The sequence below is a fragment of the Marinobacter sp. OP 3.4 genome, assembly GCF_036224885.1.
Classification (GTDB): Bacteria; Pseudomonadota; Gammaproteobacteria; order Pseudomonadales; family Oleiphilaceae; genus Marinobacter.
This window is the reverse complement of sequence record NZ_JAVVLT010000032.1, coordinates 178,640-198,421: the sequence shown is the minus strand read 5'-3', so window position 1 is coordinate 198,421 and position 19,782 is coordinate 178,640. Positions and strand designations below refer to the sequence as shown.

Annotated in this window: 19 protein-coding genes; 11 read left to right on the top strand and 8 right to left on the bottom strand. The window is 62.4% G+C overall.

Translation table 11 applies throughout. The features are described from left to right. The first annotated feature begins 40 nt into the window (after nucleotides 1-40). The gene (locus RO069_RS06030; protein ID WP_328185961.1) at nucleotides 41-2,002 is read left to right on the top strand and encodes an aconitate hydratase; all 1,962 of its coding nucleotides are present in this window, start codon (nucleotides 41-43) and stop codon (nucleotides 2,000-2,002) included. Between the two features lie 34 nt (nucleotides 2,003-2,036). Here RO069_RS06030 and RO069_RS06025 read toward each other — a convergent pair whose 3' ends face one another. Next, entirely contained in the window at nucleotides 2,037-3,332 is a 1,296-nt protein-coding gene (locus RO069_RS06025) for an MHYT domain-containing protein (RefSeq protein WP_328185960.1), read from the bottom strand. A 340-nt stretch (nucleotides 3,333-3,672) separates the two neighbouring features. Between RO069_RS06025 and cysP the strand changes: the two genes are divergently transcribed. The 7 genes from cysP to RO069_RS05990 all read left to right on the top strand — a co-directional run bounded on the left by cysP (nucleotide 3,673) and on the right by RO069_RS05990 (nucleotide 11,462). After that, nucleotides 3,673-4,704: a thiosulfate ABC transporter substrate-binding protein CysP gene (cysP, locus tag RO069_RS06020; protein WP_442915342.1), complete on the top strand. Its 1,032-nt coding sequence runs from the start codon at nucleotides 3,673-3,675 to the stop codon at nucleotides 4,702-4,704. Nucleotides 4,705-4,721: 17 nt separating this feature from the next. Continuing rightward, on the top strand, nucleotides 4,722-5,594 hold the full coding sequence (cysT, locus tag RO069_RS06015; RefSeq protein ID WP_328185958.1) for a sulfate/thiosulfate ABC transporter permease CysT: 873 nt from the start codon (nucleotides 4,722-4,724) through the stop codon (nucleotides 5,592-5,594). A 3-nt stretch (nucleotides 5,595-5,597) separates the two neighbouring features. Continuing rightward, nucleotides 5,598-6,425: a sulfate ABC transporter permease subunit CysW gene (gene cysW / locus RO069_RS06010; RefSeq protein WP_328185957.1), complete on the top strand. Its 828-nt coding sequence runs from the start codon at nucleotides 5,598-5,600 to the stop codon at nucleotides 6,423-6,425. A gap of 9 nt (nucleotides 6,426-6,434) precedes the next feature. Then, nucleotides 6,435-7,526 carry a sulfate/molybdate ABC transporter ATP-binding protein gene (locus RO069_RS06005; protein WP_328185956.1) on the top strand — a complete coding sequence of 364 codons (1,092 nt, stop codon included), beginning with the start codon at nucleotides 6,435-6,437 and terminating at the stop codon, nucleotides 7,524-7,526. 12 nt (nucleotides 7,527-7,538) lie between these two features. After that, complete coding sequence (locus tag RO069_RS06000; protein ID WP_328185954.1) at nucleotides 7,539-8,051, top strand: shikimate kinase; 513 nt, start codon at nucleotides 7,539-7,541, stop codon at nucleotides 8,049-8,051. 144 nt (nucleotides 8,052-8,195) lie between these two features. Next, nucleotides 8,196-9,350: a TAXI family TRAP transporter solute-binding subunit gene (locus tag RO069_RS05995; RefSeq protein WP_328185953.1), complete on the top strand. Its 1,155-nt coding sequence runs from the start codon at nucleotides 8,196-8,198 to the stop codon at nucleotides 9,348-9,350. A gap of 108 nt (nucleotides 9,351-9,458) precedes the next feature. Continuing rightward, a complete protein-coding gene (locus tag RO069_RS05990; protein ID WP_328185952.1) occupies nucleotides 9,459-11,462 on the top strand; it encodes a TRAP transporter permease in 2,004 nt (667 codons plus the stop codon). Between the two features lie 73 nt (nucleotides 11,463-11,535). Here the strand turns inward: RO069_RS05990 and RO069_RS05985 are convergent, their stop codons facing one another. Both RO069_RS05985 and fghA read right to left on the bottom strand, forming a co-directional pair. Continuing rightward, nucleotides 11,536-12,648 carry an S-(hydroxymethyl)glutathione dehydrogenase/class III alcohol dehydrogenase gene (locus RO069_RS05985; RefSeq protein WP_328185950.1) on the bottom strand — a complete coding sequence of 371 codons (1,113 nt, stop codon included), beginning with the start codon at nucleotides 12,646-12,648 and terminating at the stop codon, nucleotides 11,536-11,538. 11 nt (nucleotides 12,649-12,659) lie between these two features. Further along, a complete protein-coding gene (gene fghA, locus RO069_RS05980; protein ID WP_328185948.1) occupies nucleotides 12,660-13,517 on the bottom strand; it encodes an S-formylglutathione hydrolase in 858 nt (285 codons plus the stop codon). Nucleotides 13,518-13,671: 154 nt separating this feature from the next. Between fghA and RO069_RS05975 the strand changes: the two genes are divergently transcribed. After that, entirely contained in the window at nucleotides 13,672-14,568 is an 897-nt protein-coding gene (locus RO069_RS05975) for a LysR family transcriptional regulator (protein WP_328185946.1), read from the top strand. 12 nt (nucleotides 14,569-14,580) lie between these two features. Here the strand turns inward: RO069_RS05975 and RO069_RS05970 are convergent, their stop codons facing one another. Continuing rightward, the gene (locus tag RO069_RS05970) at nucleotides 14,581-15,216 is read right to left on the bottom strand and encodes a nitroreductase family protein (RefSeq protein ID WP_328185944.1); all 636 of its coding nucleotides are present in this window, start codon (nucleotides 15,214-15,216) and stop codon (nucleotides 14,581-14,583) included. Nucleotides 15,217-15,349: 133 nt separating this feature from the next. Then, nucleotides 15,350-16,243 (bottom strand): LysR family transcriptional regulator, encoded by an 894-nt coding sequence (locus RO069_RS05965; protein WP_328185943.1) that lies wholly within the window; start codon nucleotides 16,241-16,243, stop codon nucleotides 15,350-15,352. 130 nt (nucleotides 16,244-16,373) lie between these two features. On the opposite strand from RO069_RS05965, the gene RO069_RS05960 reads away from it, so the two are divergent. After that, on the top strand, nucleotides 16,374-17,273 hold the full coding sequence (locus tag RO069_RS05960; protein WP_328185941.1) for a DMT family transporter: 900 nt from the start codon (nucleotides 16,374-16,376) through the stop codon (nucleotides 17,271-17,273). Nucleotides 17,274-17,296: 23 nt separating this feature from the next. Here RO069_RS05960 and RO069_RS05955 read toward each other — a convergent pair whose 3' ends face one another. Next, nucleotides 17,297-17,830, bottom strand: a complete 534-nt coding sequence (locus tag RO069_RS05955) for a PadR family transcriptional regulator (RefSeq protein WP_328185938.1) — start codon at nucleotides 17,828-17,830, stop codon at nucleotides 17,297-17,299. 91 nt (nucleotides 17,831-17,921) lie between these two features. Here RO069_RS05955 and RO069_RS05950 point away from each other — a divergent pair, with 91 nt between their 5' ends. Beyond that, nucleotides 17,922-18,320: a DUF2306 domain-containing protein gene (locus RO069_RS05950; protein ID WP_328185936.1), complete on the top strand. Its 399-nt coding sequence runs from the start codon at nucleotides 17,922-17,924 to the stop codon at nucleotides 18,318-18,320. Between the two features lie 33 nt (nucleotides 18,321-18,353). Here RO069_RS05950 and RO069_RS05945 read toward each other — a convergent pair whose 3' ends face one another. Further along, entirely contained in the window at nucleotides 18,354-19,232 is an 879-nt protein-coding gene (locus RO069_RS05945) for an alpha/beta hydrolase family protein (RefSeq protein WP_328185935.1), read from the bottom strand. Between the two features lie 21 nt (nucleotides 19,233-19,253). After that, nucleotides 19,254-19,667, bottom strand: a complete 414-nt coding sequence (locus RO069_RS05940; protein WP_328185933.1) for a MarR family winged helix-turn-helix transcriptional regulator — start codon at nucleotides 19,665-19,667, stop codon at nucleotides 19,254-19,256. Between the last annotated feature and the right edge of the window lie 115 nt (nucleotides 19,668-19,782).

Genomic DNA, 19,782 nt, shown 5'->3' with positions numbered 1-19,782 from the left:
GCAATCTGGCTATATCTGATTCGCGCCGGGAGGTAACCCCATGTCGAAACAGAGCAGGACCCAGCCACGCAATGTGACCCAGAAACTGTTTGAGTCACACCTTGTCTCTGGCGAGATGAAGGCGGGCCAGGAGATTGGCCTGAAGATCGACCAGACACTGACCCAGGACGCCACCGGTACGCTGGTGATGCTGGAACTGGAGGCCATGGGCCTGGACCGCGCCCGCACCGAACTGTCCGCCCAGTACGTCGATCACAACCTCCTGCAGACGGATAACCGCAACCCCGACGACCACCTGTTCCTGCGCAGCGCCTGCGAGAAGTTCGGCATCTGGTACAGCCCGCCGGGTTCCGGGGTGAGCCACGCGGTGCATATGGAGCGCTTCGGCAAGCCTGGCAAGACGCTGCTGGGGTCCGACAGCCATACCTGCGCCGCCGGCTCCATGGGCATGCTGGCCATGGGCGCCGGCGGGCTTGCGGTGGCCCTGGCCATCTGCGGTGAGCCCTTCTACCTGAACATGCCCAGCGTGATGGGTGTCAAGCTCACCGGCAAACTGCCGGACTGGGTCAGCGCCAAGGACGTGATCCTGGAAATGCTGCGTCGCCACGACGTCAAGGGCGGCGCCGGCAAGGTGATCGAGTATTACGGTCCGGGCCTGAAGCACCTGTCCGCCATGGACCGCCATGTGATCGCCAACATGGGACAGGAGATGGGGCACACCGCCACGGTCTTTCCGGCGGATGACGCCGTACGCACCTTCCTGCGGCAACAGGAGCGGGAAGACGACTTTGAGCCCCTGGAGGCTGATGCCGGCGCCACCTACGACGAGTACGAGGAGATCGACCTGGGCAAGCTGGAACCCCTGATCGCGCTGCCCAGCAGTCCGGGCAAGGTGGTGCCGGTGCGCGATGTCGCCGGGGAGTCCATCTACCAGGCCTACATCGGCTCTTCCGCCAATCCCGGCCTGCGGGATTTCGTGGTGCCGGCGATGATGGTCCGGGGGCAACAGGTCCATGAGCGGGTGTCCTTCGACATCAACCCCACCTCACGACAGGTACTGGAGAACCTGGCCGGGCTCGGCTACCTGACGGACCTGCTCGGGGCCGGGGCCCGCCTGCACCAGACCGGCTGCAATGGCTGCATCGGCATGGGTCAGGCACCGGCCACGGACCAGATCAGCCTGCGCACGGTGCCCCGTAACTTCGCTGGTCGTTCCGGCACACCGGAGGACAAGGTCTGCCTGTGCAGCCCCGAGACGGCCACCGCGTCCGCACTGACCGGGGTGATCACCGATCCCCGGGACCTGGACATGGACTACCCGGCCTTCGATGACAGCCAGGCCTTCCATGTGGATGACCGCAATATCCGGCCACCGGCCCGGCACCCGGAACTCACCGTGGTGGAGAAGGGGCCGAACATCAGCACGCTGCCCGACTTCGGCGGCCTGCCGGATAGCCTGGAAGCCCCGGTGCTGCTCAAGGTGGGGGATAACATCTCCACCGATGATATCCTGCCCGCCGGCTCGGAGATCCTGCCCTATCGCAGCAATATTCCGAAGATCAGCGAGTTCACCTATGTTCGCGTGGATGCGTCCTACCCCCAGCGGGCCATGGATTACCAGGACAGCGGCTCCCTGATTGTGGGCGGCGACAACTACGGCCAGGGCTCAAGCCGCGAACACGCCGCCCTGGCGCCACGGTACCTGGGCGTGCGGGCGGTGATTGCCAAGAGCTACTCCCGCATCCACTGGCAGAACCTGTGCAACTTCGGGGTGATGCCACTGCGCTTCGAGGCGCCGGAGGATTACGACGACATCGAGCAGGGCGACACGCTGACGCTGGATGAGCTGGCCGCGGCACTGGAAACCGGCAAGGCCATCACGGCGAAGAACCAGCGCAGTGGCAGGACTTACCCGCTGACCCATGACCTCAGCGACCGCCAGGTCCGCATGGTGCTCAAGGGTGGGCTGCTGAATATGATGCGGGAGTCGCTGGCTGCCTGACCATCGGCAGGTTCAGGCAGCGGCGGTGGGACAGTCAGGCGCCAACCGTCTCTTCAGTATCTGTGTGGTTGTCGCGGCCTGTGGTCTCTTTCGGAATGTCACCGAACTCCCCGGGATTGCGGATGACCATGGCCGCCCGGATCAGAGAGCGGCTGGAGGCGCCGCTGTCCGGAAACCGGCTCTTGCCCGCGTCCCACTGGAGGTTGTCACCCAGTGAGCGGTCATTGGTGACCAGTTCCTGGATGCGCCTGAACAGTGCCTGCTGATGCGTGGCCAGGGGATCATCCACAATCACCGCAAAAGCGCTCTCGGAGTATCGGGCAAGCCAGCCACCCCTGGCATTCTCGTGGACCAGGTTGCTGAGCTGTTTGGCGACGCCCGGCAGCCATTCCGGCATCCCCCGGGAACCCTTAAGTGGCGTCAGTTCCCGGAAGTTACGGATGTTCAGGTAGATCAGGGCAAAGGTGCTGCCGTCCTGCTGTGACTTCACGATGCGATCCAGCAGTTGCTGGTCCAGCGCGGAACGGTTGGGCAGGCCGGTTTCGGAATCCCGGAAGGCCATCCGGGAGACACGCTTGCGGTCGGCTTCGGCCCGTTCAGCGGCCAGCCGGGCGGCGCGACGGTCCATTATGATGACCGCGATGGCCAGTATCAGGAGCAGGCTGATGGTGACGGCCAGGGGCACGCCCATCCAGTCACCGGTGACCAGGTTGTCCGGGTGCGGCATGGCATCAGGTGGATAGCTGACCGCGAACATGCCGGTATAGTGCATGCCGCTGATGGCGGCCCCCATGATCAGCGCCGCTACCGTGTGCAGCACCCGTGCCCGGGCGCCTGCGGCATCGGCAAGCTGCCGGCTGAGGACCATCGCCCCCGCCGATGCAACCAGTGCAATCACGACGGAGACGGTCACCCACGGCCAGTTGTAGATCAGGCCCGGTGACAGGCGCATGGCCTCCATCCCCACGTAGTGCATGACCACGATACCGGAGGCCATGAAGACACTGCTGATACCGATCTGCAATGCTGAAATGCGGGGCAGTCCGATGCGGTTGAGGGCCAGACCCGAGGCAATGACGGCGGCAAACCAGGACAGTACGGTCAGCCCCAGATCATAACTCTGTACCATCTCCATCTTATGGGCCTGCATGCCCACAAAATGCATGGTCCAGACGCCGGTACCCATGGTAAAGGCGCCCAGCCCCAGCCATAGCCGGCGCCCGGAAACCGCATGGGTCATCTGCGCGCCGAAGTAAAGTGCGCTGTATCCGGCCAGCACGGCAACCAGGTAGGAAACCAGTACAAGCCCGTAATCGTAATGCCCGGTCATCTAACTCTCCCTATCGATAACGTTGTTCCGGAAAATGGCAACAGTTCGGACGAATGATACGGATGATGCGTTAAAAGGTTTCGCCGGTTTTGTAGAAGATTGCAAAATCTTATGTCGTGACTGCACTCAGTAACGAACGGTACTCAGGGAGTAGTAGTCACTCACCCACGACCCTGGTGAGCAACCTACTTATATAACCGTCGGTTCCAACAAAAGGCGGAAATCATCTAGTCGGGGCATTGCTGTTTTGTGCGCTGTGTCTTATCGTTCCGTTCTAACAAAGTACCGCCTTTATTCTCCATTTGAATATAGAGATCTGGATTAACAGGGAGCCCTGAACATGATGCTGAACGCTGTTGTACCCACTGTCAGAAAAAAGGGCCTTTGGCTTGGCGCCCTGGCGCTGACCTTTTCCCTGGCCGGCCCGGCTTCCGCCCAGGAGCGGGAGTTGCTCAACTCCTCCTATGACATCGCCCGTGAGCTGTTCGCCGAGTATAACGAGCTGTTCACCGAACACTGGCAGGAGAAGACCGGCGAGACCGTCAACATCCAGCAGTCCCACGCCGGTTCCTCCAAGCAGGCCCGCGCCATCCTCCAGGGTCTGGGGGCCGACGTGGTGACCTACAACCAGGTCACCGACGTCAACATCCTGGCCGAGCGTGGCAACCTGATTCCGGAGGACTGGGCGTCACGCCTGCCCAACAACAGTTCGCCGTACTACTCCACCATGGCGTTCCTGGTGCGAGAGGGGAATCCCAAGAATATCGAGAACTGGGACGACCTGGTGCGGGACGACGTCGAGCTGATCATGCCCAACCCGAAGACCTCCGGTAACGGTCGTTACACCTACCTGGCGGCCCTCGGTTACGCCCAGGAGGAGTTTGGCGATGACCAGGAGAAAATCGACGCCTTCCTGAGCGACCTGCTTGGTCAGGTGAAGGTATTCGACTCCGGCGGTCGCGGTGCCACCACCACCTTTGTGGAGCGTGGCCTGGGGGATGTACTGCTGACCTTCGAATCCGAGGTCAACAACATTCCGGAACTGAACCCGGAAGGCAACTACGAGGTGGTGGTGCCGAAGGTCAGCTTCCTGGCGGAATTCCCGGTCACCTGGATCGATGAGAATATCGAGAAGCAGGGCACCGAGGACCTGGCCAAGGCCTACCTGGAATACCTCTACTCCGAGGAAGCCCAGCGCATGCTGGCCGGCTTCAACTACCGGGTTCACAACGAGGCCGTGAAAGCCGAGGTGGCGGACAAGTTCCCGGAGCTGAAACTGATGCCCATCCAGGACATCGCCGGGAGCTGGGAAAACGCCATGGAGACCCATTTCTCCAGCGGTGGCAAGCTCGACCAGTTGCAACGCCGCTAGGGGTGCCTGCTTGAACCATGGCCTCATCTGATCTGACAGCGCGCCCGGCCAGACGGCTGGGCGCGCCTGTTTCCAAACGGGTATTGCCGGGGTTCGGTCTGAGCCTCGGCATTTCGCTGTTCTTTATCAGCCTGGTGCTGCTGCTGCCGATTTCCGGACTGGTGATCCGTGCCGCTGGCATGGGCTGGGAGCAGTTCTGGTTCGTGATCTCCGACCCACGGGTAGTGGCATCCTACAAGGTGACCGCCCTGGCGGCGCTGGCGGCCTCGCTGTTCAACTGCGTGTTCGGGCTGCTGATGGCCTGGGTGCTGGTGCGCTACGAGTTCCCTGGCAAACGCCTGCTGGATGCCATCATGGACCTGCCCTTCGCCCTGCCCACGGCGGTGGCGGGTATCACCCTGGCCACCCTGTTCTCGGAGAACGGCTGGTACGGTCAGGTGCTGGCCCAGGTGGGTATCGAGGTGGCCTATACGCCACTGGGGATCGTGGTGGCCATGGCCTTCACCAGCGTGCCCTTCGTGGTGCGTACCGTGCAGCCGGTGCTTGAGGAGCTGTCACCGGAGGATGAGGAAGCCGCGGTCAGTCTGGGCGCCTCGGACTGGACGGTGTTTCGCCGTATCCTTTTCCCCACGCTGTGGCCGGCGGTGGTCACCGGGGGCGCGCTGTCCTTTGCCCGCAGCCTGGGGGAGTACGGTGCGGTGATCTTTATTGCCGGCAACTCGCCCTATGTCAGCGAGGTGATCAGCCTGATGATCTTCGTTCGCCTGGAGGAATATGACTTCCCGGCCGCCAGCGCCATCGCGGCGGTGGTGATGGGCGTATCGCTGCTGTTGCTGCTGGTCATCAACGTCTGGCAGGGGCGCTACCTCAAGCGCCTGCACGGAGGGTAGGGTATGACTCCCAGGCATCGTCGCGTGGGCGACAGCCCCCTGGTCCGGCGTTCGCTTATCGGGCTGGCGGTGGTGCTGACCGTACTGTTGCTCTTCATGCCGCTGGTGGTGATTTTCGTGCAGGCATTCGCCGACGGGTGGGCCGGGTACATCGGTAATATCCTGGATGAGTACACCCTCCATGCCATCGGCCTGACGCTGTTCGTGGCGCTGCTGACGGTGCCGCTGAACATGGTGTTTGGCGTGTTCCTGGCATGGCTGGTGACCCGCTTCCGCTTCCCCGGTCGCAAGGTGCTGGCCACGCTGATCGATATTCCGTTTGCGGTTTCACCGGTGGTGGCCGGCCTGCTGTACCTGCTGCTCTATGGCAACAATGGCTGGGTCGGGCAGTGGCTGGGGCAGTACGATATCCAGTTGATGTTCTCCTGGCCCGGCATCGTGATGGTGACGGTGTTCGTGACCTGTCCCTTCGTGGCCCGGGAACTGATCCCGCTGATGCAGCAGCAGGGCCGGGAGGAGGAAGAAGCCGGCGTGGTGCTGGGGGCCTCCGGCTGGCAGCTGTTCCGGCGCATCACCCTGCCCAATATCCGCTGGGCCCTGCTGTACGGCGTGATTCTCACCAACGCCCGGGCGGTGGGGGAGTTCGGTGCGGTGTCGGTAGTGTCCGGCAATATCCGTGGCGAGACCAACACGCTGCCCCTGCACGTGGAACTGCTGTACCAGGACTACAATGCCGTCGGGGCCTTTGCCGCCTCGTCGCTGCTGGCGGGCATCGCACTGATCACCCTGGCGGTCAAGGCCATTGCGGAATGGCGCCAGAGTCGCATCTGAGGATTATCCATGAGTATTGAAATCCAGGGCATCAACAAGTTTTTCGGCAGCTTCCAGGCGTTGCACGATATCGACCTGACGATCCCGGACGGTCAGCTAACTGCGCTGCTGGGCCCGTCCGGCTCCGGCAAGACCACCTTGCTGCGGATTATCGCGGGCCTGGAACACGCGGAGCAGGGGCACATCCTGTTCAGTGGCCGCGACGTAACCGGGCTGCATGTGCGTGACCGCCGCGTCGGCTTTGTGTTCCAGCACTATGCGCTGTTCCGGCATATGACCGTGGCCCAGAACGTGGCTTTCGGCCTGGATGTGCTGCCCCGCAACGAACGCCCAGGCAAACGGGAAATCCGGCAGCGAGTCAACGATCTGCTGGAAATGGTCCAGTTGGATCATCTGGCCAACCGCTACCCGGGACAGCTCTCCGGGGGGCAGAAACAGCGTATCGCCCTGGCCCGGGCCATGGCCATGCGCCCGGAAATCCTGCTGCTGGACGAGCCCTTTGGCGCACTGGATGCCAAGGTGCGCAAGGAGCTGCGGCGCTGGCTGCGCAGTCTGCACGATGAGCTGCATTTCACCAGCGTGTTTGTGACCCACGACCAGGAAGAGGCCCTGGAGCTGTCGGACCAGGTGGTGGTGATGAGCAATGGCCATATCGAGCAGGTGGATTCACCATTGGAACTCTACGCCCGCCCGGACAGCCGTTTCGTGTTCGACTTCCTGGGCCAGGTCAACGTGCTGTCCGGCCGGATCACCGAGGGCGCCATCCGCCAGGGCGACGCCTGGGTCAACCTGCCCCAGGGCTGCGATGACGACGATGCCCAGCTCTACCTGCGTCCCCATGAAGTGCGCCTGACCCAGGAACCCGGCAGGGATGCCCACCTGCCGTTCCGCATCGAGGCGATCAACGTGATCGGGGCGGAAGTCCGCATCGAGCTCAAGCCCGACGGCTGGGCCTGCGAGGAGCTCTGGGAGGTGGGCATCAGCCATACTGAATTCAATGCCCGCCGGCCCCAGCGTGGTGACCGCTACTATGCCGTGCCGGAAGTGGGGCACCTGTTCTGCGAACATCTGGACGAGCCGAAGACCCTGAACTGGGCCTGATGTGGAGCGCGAATGGCTGCAACGGACACCAACATCATACTCATCGGCATGCCAGGGAGCGGCAAGAGCACTGTTGGAGTGCTGCTCGCCAAGCGGCTTGGGCTGGGGTTTGTGGATACCGACCTGCTGATCCAGCAGCATGCAGGGGCCACCCTGCAGGACATTGTGGATGCCCACGGCTACCAGGCGCTGAGACAGGTGGAAGAGGATGTCCTGTTGCAGATGGACGTTCAGCGCCAGGTGGTGTCCACCGGCGGTAGCGCGGTCTACAGCAAGGCCGCCATGGACCATCTCGCCATAAACGGTAAGGTTGTTTTTCTGGATATTCCTCTGGCTGAGGTCATGCGACGCATCGGTGATCATGGCAAACGTGGCATATCCCGACGACCGGATCAGTCCTTCCCGGAGCTGTTCGATGAACGCCTGGCGCTGTATCGCCAGTATGCCGATATCACGGTACAGGCCTCAGGGCGAGATCAGGACGCGGTGTGTGAGGCCATTATTGAGGCCCTTGAAACCTGCTGACACCGGTGGCGTTCCCGTCAGGACTTTCCATCCCTGCATTGAAGTTTGTCCAATTACGTCCTAAAGTGAATTTGGCCTATCAAAATGGCATTTCGCATAGCGAAAATACAAATCACAAATACAACAAACAAGAGGACGTACACCATGCCTACCATCAAGCGGCATCTGCTCGCGTTCGCCCTTGCGGCAACCCCCGCCCTGGCTTTCAGTGCCGAGGGTGTTGATCTGCCCAACACCCTGGGAATGACGGCCTACGGCACCAGCTCCGCCGGATACAGCCAGATGGTGTCCATCGGTAACCTGCTGCAGAACGAGTATGGCGTATCCCTGCGCATCCTGCCGGGCGACAACGATGTGTCCCGGATGACCCCACTCAAGATGGGGAGGGTACCGCTGTGTGCCTGCGGTATCGCGGCCTTCTACGGCGCTGAAGGTGTATTGCTGTTCGCCGATGAAAACTGGGGGCCGCAACCCATCCGCGTGGTTACCACCTCCATCGCCAGCTTTGGTCTGAGTATAGCCGTTGCCGGCGATATTGGCGTTGAAACACCCTACGATCTCAAGGGCAAACGAGTGTCCTATATTCGCGGTGACGATGCCCTGAACCTGGGAACGGAAGCCATGCTGGCGTTCGGTGATCTTGACTGGGATGACGTGGAGCGCGTCGAATTCCCGGGCTATGGCCGGTCCTTCGAGGGCATTATTGCCGATCAGAGTGACACTGCGTTTACCGTCAGCGTGGCCGGTGGCCCCCAGCAACTGGCGGCCAGTCCCCGTGGTATCACCTGGCTGACCCTGGATCCGGAGGACAAGGAAGGCTGGGCACGGCTGAAGGAAGTCGCCCCGTACTTCCAGCCCCATAAGGTGACCTCCGGTGCCGGTATCAGTGAAGACGATCCCTGGATTGGTTCCAGCTACCCCTATCCCATCGTGGTGGCCAACGCCGACACCGACGACACCCTGGTCAAGAGCATGGTGAAGGTCTTCACCGAGGACTATGACAAGTACAAGGACGCCGCCCCGGGTAACGAGGGCTACGCCCTGGAAAGCCAGAACATGCAGTGGGTAATCCCGTTCCACGACGCCGTGGTGGATTACTACAAGGAGATCGGCCACTGGACCGATGAGATGCAGGCGCATCAGGACAGGCTGGTGAAGCGCCAGCAGATCCTGCTGGATACCTGGGACAGCTTCACCGCTGGTGATACGCCGGATGATGAAGACGCCTTTCGCAGTGCCTGGATGGAAGCCCGTGCGGCCGCGCTGGAGGAAGCCGGGATGAATCCGATCTTCCGCTGAGTTTTCCGGCGGTCGAACGCCATCAGGGGCCCTGGTCCCTGATGGCCATCCTGGTGGCGTCAGGTCCGTTGGCCTGCCGTCGGTTTTGCTCCAAGGAGTTGCTGCATCATGACCCAAGCACCCGCAACCTCGCCTGAGAAGGACAATGTGTCCGGCATCCGGCGACCGGGCGGCTTCTGGCCGTGGGTACCGCGCCTGTTCACCCTGGCGCTGACCCTGTTTACCATCGATTACCTGTTCAACCTGCAACTGATCAACGTGGTCACGCAGGTGGAAAGCCAGTTCTTTTACACAGTGGTGGCGCTGATGCTGCCGCTGGTGTTCCTGCTATGGCCCATGAACCGTTACTCAGCCAGGGATCGTGTGCCCTGGTACGACATCCTGCTGTTTCTCGCCTCCGCCGGTATCTGTGGCTTCTTCGTGTTCAACGCGGAGCAGATCCTGGACCGGGGCTGGGAATACGCCGCACCCCAGTATGCGGTGGTGATGAGTTTCCTGTTCTGGATCACGGTGGTGGAAGCCATACGTCGGGCCGGGGGGCTACCCATCGCCATTATCGTGGGGCTGGCAAGTATCTACCCGATTTTTGCGGACATGGTGCCGGGGCCGATCCAGGGCTTCCCGTCGTCGCCTTCGCAGACCGCCATCTACCTGGCCATGAGCCGGGAAGGCATCATGGGGATTCCCCTGCAGGCCTTTGCCAACCTGGTGATCGGCTTCCTGCTGTTTGGCGTGGCCCTGCAGAAAACCGGTGGTGGCAAGTTCTTTATCAACCTGGCCTTTGCGCTGCTGGGCCATGTCCGTGGCGGGCCCGCCAAGGTGGCGGTGTTCTCCAGCGGGCTGATGGGCTCCATGAGCGGCAGCGTGATCACCAATGTGATGACCACCGGGGTGATGTCCATTCCCGCCATGCGCCGGGTGGGTTTCGGCAAGTCCTACGCGGCGGGTGTCGAGGCCTGCGCCTCCACCGGGGGCGTGCTGATGCCGCCGGTGATGGGGGCCACCGCCTTTATCATGGCGGCGTTCCTGAACATTCCCTATGGCACCATCGCGCTGGCGGCCGTGGTGCCCTCGGTGCTGTATTTCCTGGGCCTGTTTATCCAGATCGACGCCTACGCCGCGCGCCATGACCTGAAGGGCCTGGCGGTGGAAGAATTGCCGTCCCTGAAGGAGACCCTCAAGGAGGGCTGGTACTTCATCTTCGTGTTCGTGCTGCTGATCTGGATGCTGTTCTTCCTGCGCCAGGAGGCCACCGCCCCGTTCTACGCCACCGCGCTGCTGCTGGTGATCAACCAGGTGCTGCCGTACCAGCGCTGGGTCTGGCAAGACGTGAAGGATTTTTTCTTTGATGCGGGCAAGCTGTTTGCAGAACTGATTGCGATCCTGGCGGGGGTCGGGCTGCTGGTGGGTGCGCTGTCGGTGACCGGCCTGTCCGGCACCATCGCCAACGACCTGATCTACCTGGCTGGCGGCAATACGCTGGTGCTGCTGATGATGGGCGCGCTGACCAGTTTCATCCTTGGCATTGGCATGACGGTGACCGCCGCGTACATCTTCCTGGCCGTGGCCCTGGCGCCGGCCCTGGTTAACGGTGGTGGCATGGACCCGCTGGCGGTGCACCTGTTTATCCTCTACTGGGGCATGCTCAGCTTCATCACGCCGCCGGTGGCCCTGGGGGCCTTTGCGGCCGCGACTGTCGCCGGCTCCCGGGCCATGGAAACGGGGTTCCAGGCCATGCGCCTGGGCAGTGTGATCTACTTTATCCCTTTCCTGTTCGTGCTGAACCCGGCGCTGATCTTCCAGGGCAGCTGGAATGAGGTGCTGGTGGTCATCCTGCAGGCATTGGCCGGCGTGGTGCTGATTGCCGGGTCCATGCAGGGCTGGTTGCTGGGGGTAGGTAACCTGGCAGCCAGTGGTGTGCTGCAATGGCCGGTGCGGCTGGCCCTGATCGTGGGGGGGCTGTTGCTGGCGATTCCCGGCGGCGGGCCGGTGCCCCTCAGCAACCTGCAACTGTCGGTGATCAGTGCGGTGCTGATTGTTCCGGCGATTGCGGTGGCGCTGATCTTCCATCGTCGCGGGCTTGTGACGGCAGGCAGTCGATCAGCCAACTGATCAGACGGAAAACCGGGTGAAATGAAAAAGCCGCCGGGTGGGGATGCCCGGCGGCTTTTTTTGTACCGTTGGCTCAGTAGTGGATCACCGTCCGGATACTCTTGCCCTCATGCATGAGCTCGAAGGCCTCGTTGATGTCTTCCAGCTTCATGTTGTGGGTGATGAAGGTGTCTAGGGGGATCTCGCCGCTTTCCGCCTTCCGGACGTATTCCGGCAGCTCGGTACGGCCCTTGACGCCGCCAAAGGCGGAGCCTTTCCAGACCCGGCCGGTGACCAGCTGGAACGGGCGGGTACTGATCTCCTCGCCGGCGCCGGCCACGCCGATGATGATGGACTCCCCCCAGCCCTTGTGGCAGCACTCCAGGGCCGAACGCATCAGCTGGACGTTGCCCACGCACTCGAAGGAGTAATCCACGCCACCGTCGGTCATGTCTACGATCACTTCCTGGATCGGCTTGTCGTAATCCTTCGGGTTGACGAAATCGGTCGCGCCCAGCTCTTCGGCAATCTCGAACTTGGCCGGGTTGATATCGATGGCGATGATGCGACCGGCTTTGGCCATCTTGGCACCGATAATGGCCGCCAGACCGATGCCGCCCAGACCGAAGATGGCCACGGTGGCGCCTTCCTCCACCTTGGCGGTATTGAGCACGGCACCGATACCGGTGGTAACGCCGCAGCCCAGCAGGCAGACCTTGTCCAGGGGCGCTTCCTTGGGGATCTTCGCCAGGGACACTTCCGGCAGCACGGTGTATTCGGAGAAGGTGGAGGTGCCCATGTAGTGGTACAGCGGCTCGCCGTTGTAGCTGAAGCGGCTGGTGCCGTCCGGCATCACGCCCTTGCCCTGGGTGGCCCGGACCGAGCCGCACAGGTTGGTCTTGCCGGAGGTGCAGAACTTGCACTCGCCACATTCGGCGGTGTACAGGGGAATCACGTGGTCACCCACTTCCACGGAGGTGACGCCTTCGCCCACGGCTGCCACGATGCCACCGCCCTCGTGACCAAGGATGGTGGGGAAGAGGCCTTCCGGATCGGCGCCGGAGAGGGTGTAGGCGTCGGTATGGCAGACGCCGGTGGCGACGATGCGAACCAGCACCTCGCCGGCCTTGGGGGGCTCGACGTCCACTTCAACGATTTCCAGGGGTTTGTTGGGCCCGAAGGCAACCGCAGCGCGGGATTTGATCATGGCATGTCTCCTCAGTGTTCGGAAATTTCCAGGCCCAGTGCCCTGGAATGATAGCGCACGTGGTCGTCGATAAAGGTGGATACAAAGAAATAGCTGTGGTCGTAACCCTCCCGCATCCGCAGCTCCAGCGGATGCTCCGCCTCTGCACAGGCTTCCTGCAGGGCCGATGGCAACAGCTGCTCCTCCAGGAACTGGTCGGCGGTGCCCTGGTCCACCAGCAGGGGCAGCTTGCTGGCACCCTGGCGGATCAGGCTGCTGGCGTCCCATTGCTGCCAGTCGTCACGGTCCGGGCAGAGGTAGGCGCCCAGGGCTTTCTGGCCCCAGGGGCACTGGCTTGGGTTGGCGATGGGGGCAAAGGCGGAAACCGATTCGAAGGCGCCGGGATTGCGCAGGGCACACACCAGCGCGCCATGGCCGCCCATGGAGTGGCCGCTGATGGAGCGCTTGCCGTTGACCGGGAAGTGCTCGTTGATCAGGGCCGGCAGCTCCTCCAGCACATAGTCGTACATCCGGTAGTGCTCGTTCCAGGGGGCCTGGGTGGCGTTGACGTAGAAGCCGGCACCGGAGCCGAAGTCATAACTGTCGTGCTCGCCGGGCAGGTCGGTGCCCCGGGGGCTGGTGTCCGGGCAGACAATGGCCAGCCCGAGCTGACTGGCAAGGCGGAAGGCGCCGGCCTTCTGCACGAAATTCTCGTCGGTGCAGGTCAGGCCCGACAGCCAGTAGAGCACCGGTACCGGTTGCTGATCGGCCTGGGGCGGCAGGAAGATCGAGAAGGTCATGTCTGTCTTCGTGGAGTCAGACGGGTGCCGGTAGCGTGTCACCACGCCGTTAAACACTTTGTTCTGGGCAATCTGTTCAGGTTGCTGCATGAAAACGACTCCCGGGAAATGGTTGTCTGGCTGGCTTTCATGGCCAGATCATGATGCAAGAATACCAGTGACATTTTTCACGGTGGTGTGTCTATCTTTATCATTATTGCTCAGCGACAATAATCCCCTGTTTGCAGTCAATGGCAGCCGTACCATGAAACACCTGGAATCCATCGAGGCCTTTGTGGAGGTGGTCCAGAAGGGCAGCTTCAGCGCCGCCGCCGCAAAACTGGGGGTATCCGCCTCCCATATCAGTCGCCAGGTGGCCACCCTGGAAAAGGAGCTGGGCGTCAACCTGCTGTTCCGCACCACCCGCACGGTCAGGCTGCGCCGGGAGGCAGAGCCCTTCTACGCCGAATGCGCCGCCGCCCTCGACCGCATAAGGGCGGCGGAAGGCACCCTGAACCAGGAGCACGGTCGCCTGACCGGCCAACTGCGGGTAACCTGCGCCACCTCGTTCGGCCAGCGGTTCCTGGGGCCCTTTATCAACGAGTTTGCCGCCCTGCATCCGGGCATTGAAATCGATCTGTTCCTCACCAACCGCAACGTGGACCTGATCGAGGAGGGGTTTGACCTGGGCATCCGCATGGGCAAGCTGGAGGACTCGTCCATGCTGTCCAGGCGGTTGTGCGATCGAAGTGAGTTTATCTGTGGCAGTCCCGGTTACTTCCACCGTCATCCGGTGCCAACCTCCCTGGAGGACCTGTCCCGGCACAACTGCCTGCGGGGCACCAATGATTTCTGGAATGTGTACGAAGGGGGAGACCGGAAACGGCTGCCGGTCTCCGGGAACTTCCGGGCCAATTCAGGGGATGTGTTGCTGGACGCCGCGATCCGGGGGCTGGGGCTGGTCCAGCTCCCGGACTACTACCTGACGGGTGCCCTGGACAGCGGCCAGTTGGTGTCGGTGATGGATGAGTTTCACGACCCCTACAGTGGCGTCTGGCTGGTCTATCCCAACACCCGGTTCCGCCCCCGCCGTCTCAATGCGCTGATTGATTTCCTGGCGGAACGGTTTGATGCCTTTTCTCCGGCGGGGGCATTGGCCTGAGTCCGGGCGTTCTCATCCCACCTGTTGGCGGAACTGCTCCAGCGGCCAGCGGACTTTCTTCGCGGTGGCCAGGGTGTCCTGTGCCGTATCCCGGTAGCCCAGGGTGGCGATGACCACACTGTGCAGGCCCTGTTCCGGTAGACCCAGCACCTGATCCAGGGCATCGGGATCGAAGCCTTCCATGGGGGTGGCGTCGACCCGGGCCATGGCGGCGGCCGCCAGTGCCATGCCCAGGCCAAGGTAGGCCTGGCGGGCGGCCCAGTGAGCCTTCTCCGTGTCGGTGGCAAGGCCGTTGACGGTGCCCTTGATGGTATTGGCGTAGCCCTGCAGGTCGTCGCTGGACTGCTGCCGCTCGCGGGCGATCAGGTCAATGAACGTGTCCACTTCCCGGTCGGTGATCCGGTTCCAGGCGGCGAACACCAGCAGGTGTGAACCCTCGGTGAGCTGTGGCTGCGGGGCCGCCTTCTGCTGGATGGTGGCCCGTAGCGCCGGGTCCTTCACCATCTGCACGGTATAGGGCTGCAGGCCATAGGATGACGGTGCCAGCCGGGCGGCCTCCACGATGGTGTCCACGGTGTCGTCGGGTACGGCCTGGCCATTCATCCGCTTGGCAGCATAGCGCCAGTTCAGTGCGTCGATCAGTTGCATGGGAATCTCCTGTCCGGTTTGGTCTGGGTATGCCGCTTCCCGGCGGTGAACCCGGCTCGGGAAGCGGCGATGTCGGAAGCCAGACTGACGGTTTACAGGACCCGGATACAGGCCCGATCCGGAAAAGGACTTTTCACGAAATGCCTGGCGCCAGTTCTTCCTTCAGGTGATCGACAAACAGCCGGGCCCGGCGGGGCATGTGCTGGCGGGCCGGGTAGACCGCGTAGATGGTCCTTGGGGCGGGCGCCGGGGTCAGTCCCACCTTGACCAGGTCCCCGGTGGCGATTTCCGAGTGCACGTAGCCACTGGGCACCATGGCGATCCCCAGGCCGGCCCTGGCGGCTTCAATCAACATCAGTGAATTGTCGGCGATGATGGGTCCGTTGACGGCAACCGTCTGGCGCTCCTCGCCATCGCCGAATTCCCACTGCTGGCTGTCCTGGCTGAGGCTGAAGATCAGGCAGCGGTGCGTGGCCAGTTCCTGCACCGACCGGGGTGTGCCGTGGCGCTTCAGGTAATCCGGGGAGGCCACCAGGCAGCGAGGCATATCGCCTACCCGGGTAGCCACCAGGGTGGAGTCGTCCAGGGTGCCGGTTCCCCGGATCGCCAGGTCCACGCCTTCGGCAATGAGGTTGGTCATTTCATCGCTGAGTCGCAGCCTGACCACCAGTTCCGGGTGCTTCTGCTGGAAGCGGAACAGGGCCGGTGCAAGGATCCGGACCGACAGGGAGACGGGGCAGGCCACCACCAGGGTGCCGTCAAGGGTGTCCTGCTCGCCCAGCGAATCCAGCATCTGGGTGGTGCCGGTCAGCACCTGTAAACAGTAGTCGTAGAACGCCAGGCCTTCTTCGGTGATGCGGATGGTGCGGGTGTTGCGGTTGACCAGGCGGACACCGGTCCAGTCCTCCAGGAAGCGCACGTACTTGGAAATCACCGCATTGGAGCAGCCGAACTCATCGGCCACCGCCGTGAAGGAGCCCAGCTCCACGATGCGCCTGAAGTATTCGATGCCCTTTAGTCGGTCCATGGCGTTGCCTGCTGTGGTGGGAGAGGACAAGTCTGCCACAGGTAAAAAGTGTTTTTCCAAAAAGCGGGGCGATGTGGGATCCGGTGCCGATGACAATGGAGGCTCATTCACTTGCTACGGAGTTATTGCCATGCAGGCCAACGTGTCCATCGCCGCACCCCGAAGAGATCCCCTGGCTTACCTGCTGCTGGTGGCCGTCGGTTTCCTGATCGCCCTGATGCTGCCCCTGGCGAGAATTGCCATGGAGGCCGGTATGTCCGCCATGGCCTATGCGTTCTGGCAGGCCCTCGGCGGCGGTGCGTTGTTGTGGCTGTGGAGCCGACCAACCCATGGCAGACTGCCCGCGGGTAGTTATCGGTATTTCCTGGTCAGCGGTCTGACCGCAATTGCCATTCCCAACGCCGTCGCTTTCCTGGTGGTGGCCCAGGTGGGTTCGGGGCTCACGTCCACCCTCTACGCATTGCCGTCCCTCATCACCTACGCTTTGTCGGTGATGATCCGCCTGGATCGGGTCAGTGTGCTCCGGCTGACGGGGCTGTTGCTGGGGGTGCTGGGATGCCTGCGTATCCTGGTTCCGGACAGTAACGGTATCAGCGTGGACGCCCTGCCATGGATGCTGTTTGGCCTGCTGGTGCCACTGTCACTGGCCATTGGCAATGTCTATCGCACCGTGGCCTGGCCGGTGGGGGCAGGCGCCCGTGAGCTGGCACCGGGCATGTTGCTCAGTGGTGCGTTGCTGTTGGGCGTGGTGCTGATGGCCTCCGGGCGTGCCGGTGATGTCCTGGTTTCCGGATGGGAGGTTGCGCCGGTACTTGTCGCCCAGGCCGTTCTGTCGGCGCTGGCCTATCTGGGGTTCTTCGAGCTCCAGCGTCGCTCGTCGCCGGTATTCCTCAGTCAGATCGGATTCGTGATCGCCCCGGCGGGGTTGTTGTTGGGGTACCTGTTCTTCGGTGAGCGTTTCGGCCTGGAGATCTGGCTGGGGGTTGGCGTGCTGATGGCCGGGGTGCTGCTGGCGAACTGGAAGCCGTGACCCCTGTTGTGTCAGTTCCCCGCTTAGTGTTCCAGAAACGCCATCACCTCATCCGCCCAGGCCAGGTTGGCTTCCATCGACACAATGCCCTTTCTCAGGGCCAGGTATTGCAGCCGGTAGCGGTAGGGCACCTGGTCCGGTTCCGAGAAGTATTCGGCTTCAATGTCCCGATAGCGCTCCAGTTCTTCCAGCCAGTTCCGGCGTTGCCGCTCGATCTCTTCCCGTAAGGATGCCGGATCCACCAGGTCGCCGCCAAACAGCTTGACCAGTAGCGGGTCCCGTGTCGGTGGGCGTCCCTGGGGGGTGGACAGCCAGTTTTCCAGGGCGGCGATGCCGGCATCCGACAGCCGGTAGAGCTTGCGGTCCGGCCGTCCATCCTGGGGGACGTCCTCCATGGCCAGCAGACCTTCCTCCGTCATCTTCGACAATTCCCGATAGATCTGCTGGTGGCTGGCGTTCCACACGTTGGCCATGCGGGTGCGAAAGTTGCGGGTCAGGTCGTAGCCTGTAGCAGGCTGCTCATGAAGGGCGGCGAGCACGGCGAATTTCAGCGACATGGAATCTCCCGGAAAATTTAATATGCATATTGTTGCATAATTATGGGTTCCGCAATAGTATGCAAAAAGATGCATATGAATAGGAGGGGCCATGAACCTGAATGCTCTGCTGGCAACGACCTTGCCGATCCAGATCCACGTGGCGGCGGTGATCCTTGCGCTCGTGGTCGGCCTGCTGCAACTGCTTGTCCTGAAAAGAGGCTCGCGCCTGCATCGGATCATGGGTTGGACCTGGATCTCCGCCATGGCCGTCGGTGCCATATCCTCGTTCTTTATCCATTCCATCCAACTGGTTGGAGGATGGAGTCCGGTGCATATCCTGTCAGTGGTGACCCTGGTCAGCCTGGTCTGGGGGATGCTGGAACTGAGGCGGGGGAACGGGCGGCGCCATGGAACCATCATGGCGTCGCTGTTCGTGTATGCGCTGATCGGGGCGGGGGTTTTTACGCTATTGCCCGGACGGCTGATGCATACCGTGGTGTTCGGTTGATTACCTGGTAACGCCTGCCCGGGGGCGTGGCGGTTACTGCAGCAGGGGAAGCAAGTGCGCCCGCCACAGGGAATCCCGGTATCGATCCCGGAACCAGCCCAGGTGGCCGATGTGCTTCTCGCCGATGTCGGCCGGATCAATGAAGCGCAGGGTCACCGGCGCGTTGCTGAAGAACCCGTGCAGGGATTCGGTATTGCGCCGGGACATCATTTCGTCGTCGGTAAAGGCCACGGTGGTAATGGGAACCCGCACGGCGGCGTACTGCTGGCGGACCGACGGACCCTCGGCGCCCACGGCATACTCACGATTGAGGCACCAACGCCGCCACTGGCGCATGACATTGGGGGGCAGGTCACCGACGATGTTCAGCCGCTTGCCCGGAAAGTAGCCCAGCAGTCGCAGGCTGACCGGGGCCAGGAAAAACCACAGTAACCAGGCCACCCGCCGGGTGGGAGCCGCGTTCTCGCGCCAGTACCCGCTGCCGCAGGCAATGGTGATGATGTTATCCAGGTCATTGACGCTGGGGGTAAGGCCCAGCAGTTGCCCGCCGACGCTGTGACCGATCCAGTGCAGGCGCTGGCCGGGGTAGTGCTCGCGGGCAAACTGGAGAACCGCCTGGCAGTCCTCGGTGCCCCATTCGGTGAGGCGGACCGGGCAGTCCTTCAAGGTTGTCGAGAGGGACTCACCGCTACCGAAGTAGTCAAAGGTGATGGCCGTGAATCCTTCGTTGCAAAGGAAACGGGCGAACTTCTCGTAGCAGTGCTGGCCGACGCCCATGGCTCCGGCAACCACAACCACGGAGTGGGCCTCCCGTGCCGGGAACACCCGGACGCTGATTTTGTGGCCACCGTCGGTGGTCAGCGTGACATCCTGCCGGACAACGTCCTGCAAGGCGGATTCCTGTGCACTCATTGCTGGGCTCCTTCGTGGCAATCAGAATTCGTCGACGAGGCGATTGAGGAAACGCAGGATCACGGTGATCTCGTCGTCGCTGAATCCTTCAGTCATGTGGTCGTTCAACGCCTGGATCATGGGTCTGGCGCTATCAATCTTCTGTCGCCCCAGGTCGGTCAGGTAAAGGCGACTGGAGCGGCCATCCTCCTCGCAGGCCCGTCGCTCGAGCAGGCCGCGCTGTTCCATGCGACCGGCCAGGCCGGTGAGGGCCGAGTTGTTGAGGTTCAGGCTTCGGGCCACTTCCTTGATCTGGCAGCCTTCATTGCCGGCGACCACCAGCAGGGCGCCAAGCTGGGTGACGGACACATCCAGGGTTTCCTCGCACTGCTGGTCCGCCACCCGGTAGACCCGGTGACGGGCCATGTTGAGCAAGTAGAAAAGGCGCTTGTCCATGGTTCTCCAATATACTTCACATGTGAACTAAATATACTACAGGCCTGGACATGGCGGCAATTACCCGTGGGGTAAAGGTTCATCCGCTTTTCCGCCGTCCTCCGGAGCCGTGTGG

Bases quoted from the DNA above. Each gene is read 5' to 3' on its own strand.
- cysT (WP_328185958.1), top strand. From the start codon at position 4,722: ATGGCCTCATCTGATCTGACAGCGCGCCCGGCCAGACGGCTGGGCGCG.
- RO069_RS05945 (WP_328185935.1), bottom strand. From the start codon at position 19,232: ATGAGTGCACAGGAATCCGCCTTGCAGGACGTTGTCCGGCAGGATGTC.
- RO069_RS05965 (WP_328185943.1), bottom strand. From the start codon at position 16,243: ATGGACCGACTAAAGGGCATCGAATACTTCAGGCGCATCGTGGAGCTG.
- RO069_RS05985 (WP_328185950.1), bottom strand. From the start codon at position 12,648: ATGATCAAATCCCGCGCTGCGGTTGCCTTCGGGCCCAACAAACCCCTG.
- RO069_RS05960 (WP_328185941.1), top strand. From the start codon at position 16,374: ATGCAGGCCAACGTGTCCATCGCCGCACCCCGAAGAGATCCCCTGGCT.
- RO069_RS06025 (WP_328185960.1), bottom strand. From the start codon at position 3,332: ATGACCGGGCATTACGATTACGGGCTTGTACTGGTTTCCTACCTGGTT.
- RO069_RS06005 (WP_328185956.1), top strand. From the start codon at position 6,435: ATGAGTATTGAAATCCAGGGCATCAACAAGTTTTTCGGCAGCTTCCAG.
- cysP (WP_442915342.1), top strand. From the start codon at position 3,673: ATGATGCTGAACGCTGTTGTACCCACTGTCAGAAAAAAGGGCCTTTGG.
- RO069_RS06030 (WP_328185961.1), top strand. From the start codon at position 41: ATGTCGAAACAGAGCAGGACCCAGCCACGCAATGTGACCCAGAAACTG.
- cysW (WP_328185957.1), top strand. From the start codon at position 5,598: ATGACTCCCAGGCATCGTCGCGTGGGCGACAGCCCCCTGGTCCGGCGT.
- RO069_RS05955 (WP_328185938.1), bottom strand. From the start codon at position 17,830: ATGTCGCTGAAATTCGCCGTGCTCGCCGCCCTTCATGAGCAGCCTGCT.
- RO069_RS05975 (WP_328185946.1), top strand. From the start codon at position 13,672: ATGAAACACCTGGAATCCATCGAGGCCTTTGTGGAGGTGGTCCAGAAG.
- RO069_RS05995 (WP_328185953.1), top strand. From the start codon at position 8,196: ATGCCTACCATCAAGCGGCATCTGCTCGCGTTCGCCCTTGCGGCAACC.
- RO069_RS05950 (WP_328185936.1), top strand. From the start codon at position 17,922: ATGAACCTGAATGCTCTGCTGGCAACGACCTTGCCGATCCAGATCCAC.
- fghA (WP_328185948.1), bottom strand. From the start codon at position 13,517: ATGCAGCAACCTGAACAGATTGCCCAGAACAAAGTGTTTAACGGCGTG.
- RO069_RS05990 (WP_328185952.1), top strand. From the start codon at position 9,459: ATGACCCAAGCACCCGCAACCTCGCCTGAGAAGGACAATGTGTCCGGC.
- RO069_RS06000 (WP_328185954.1), top strand. From the start codon at position 7,539: ATGGCTGCAACGGACACCAACATCATACTCATCGGCATGCCAGGGAGC.
- RO069_RS05940 (WP_328185933.1), bottom strand. From the start codon at position 19,667: ATGGACAAGCGCCTTTTCTACTTGCTCAACATGGCCCGTCACCGGGTC.
- RO069_RS05970 (WP_328185944.1), bottom strand. From the start codon at position 15,216: ATGCAACTGATCGACGCACTGAACTGGCGCTATGCTGCCAAGCGGATG.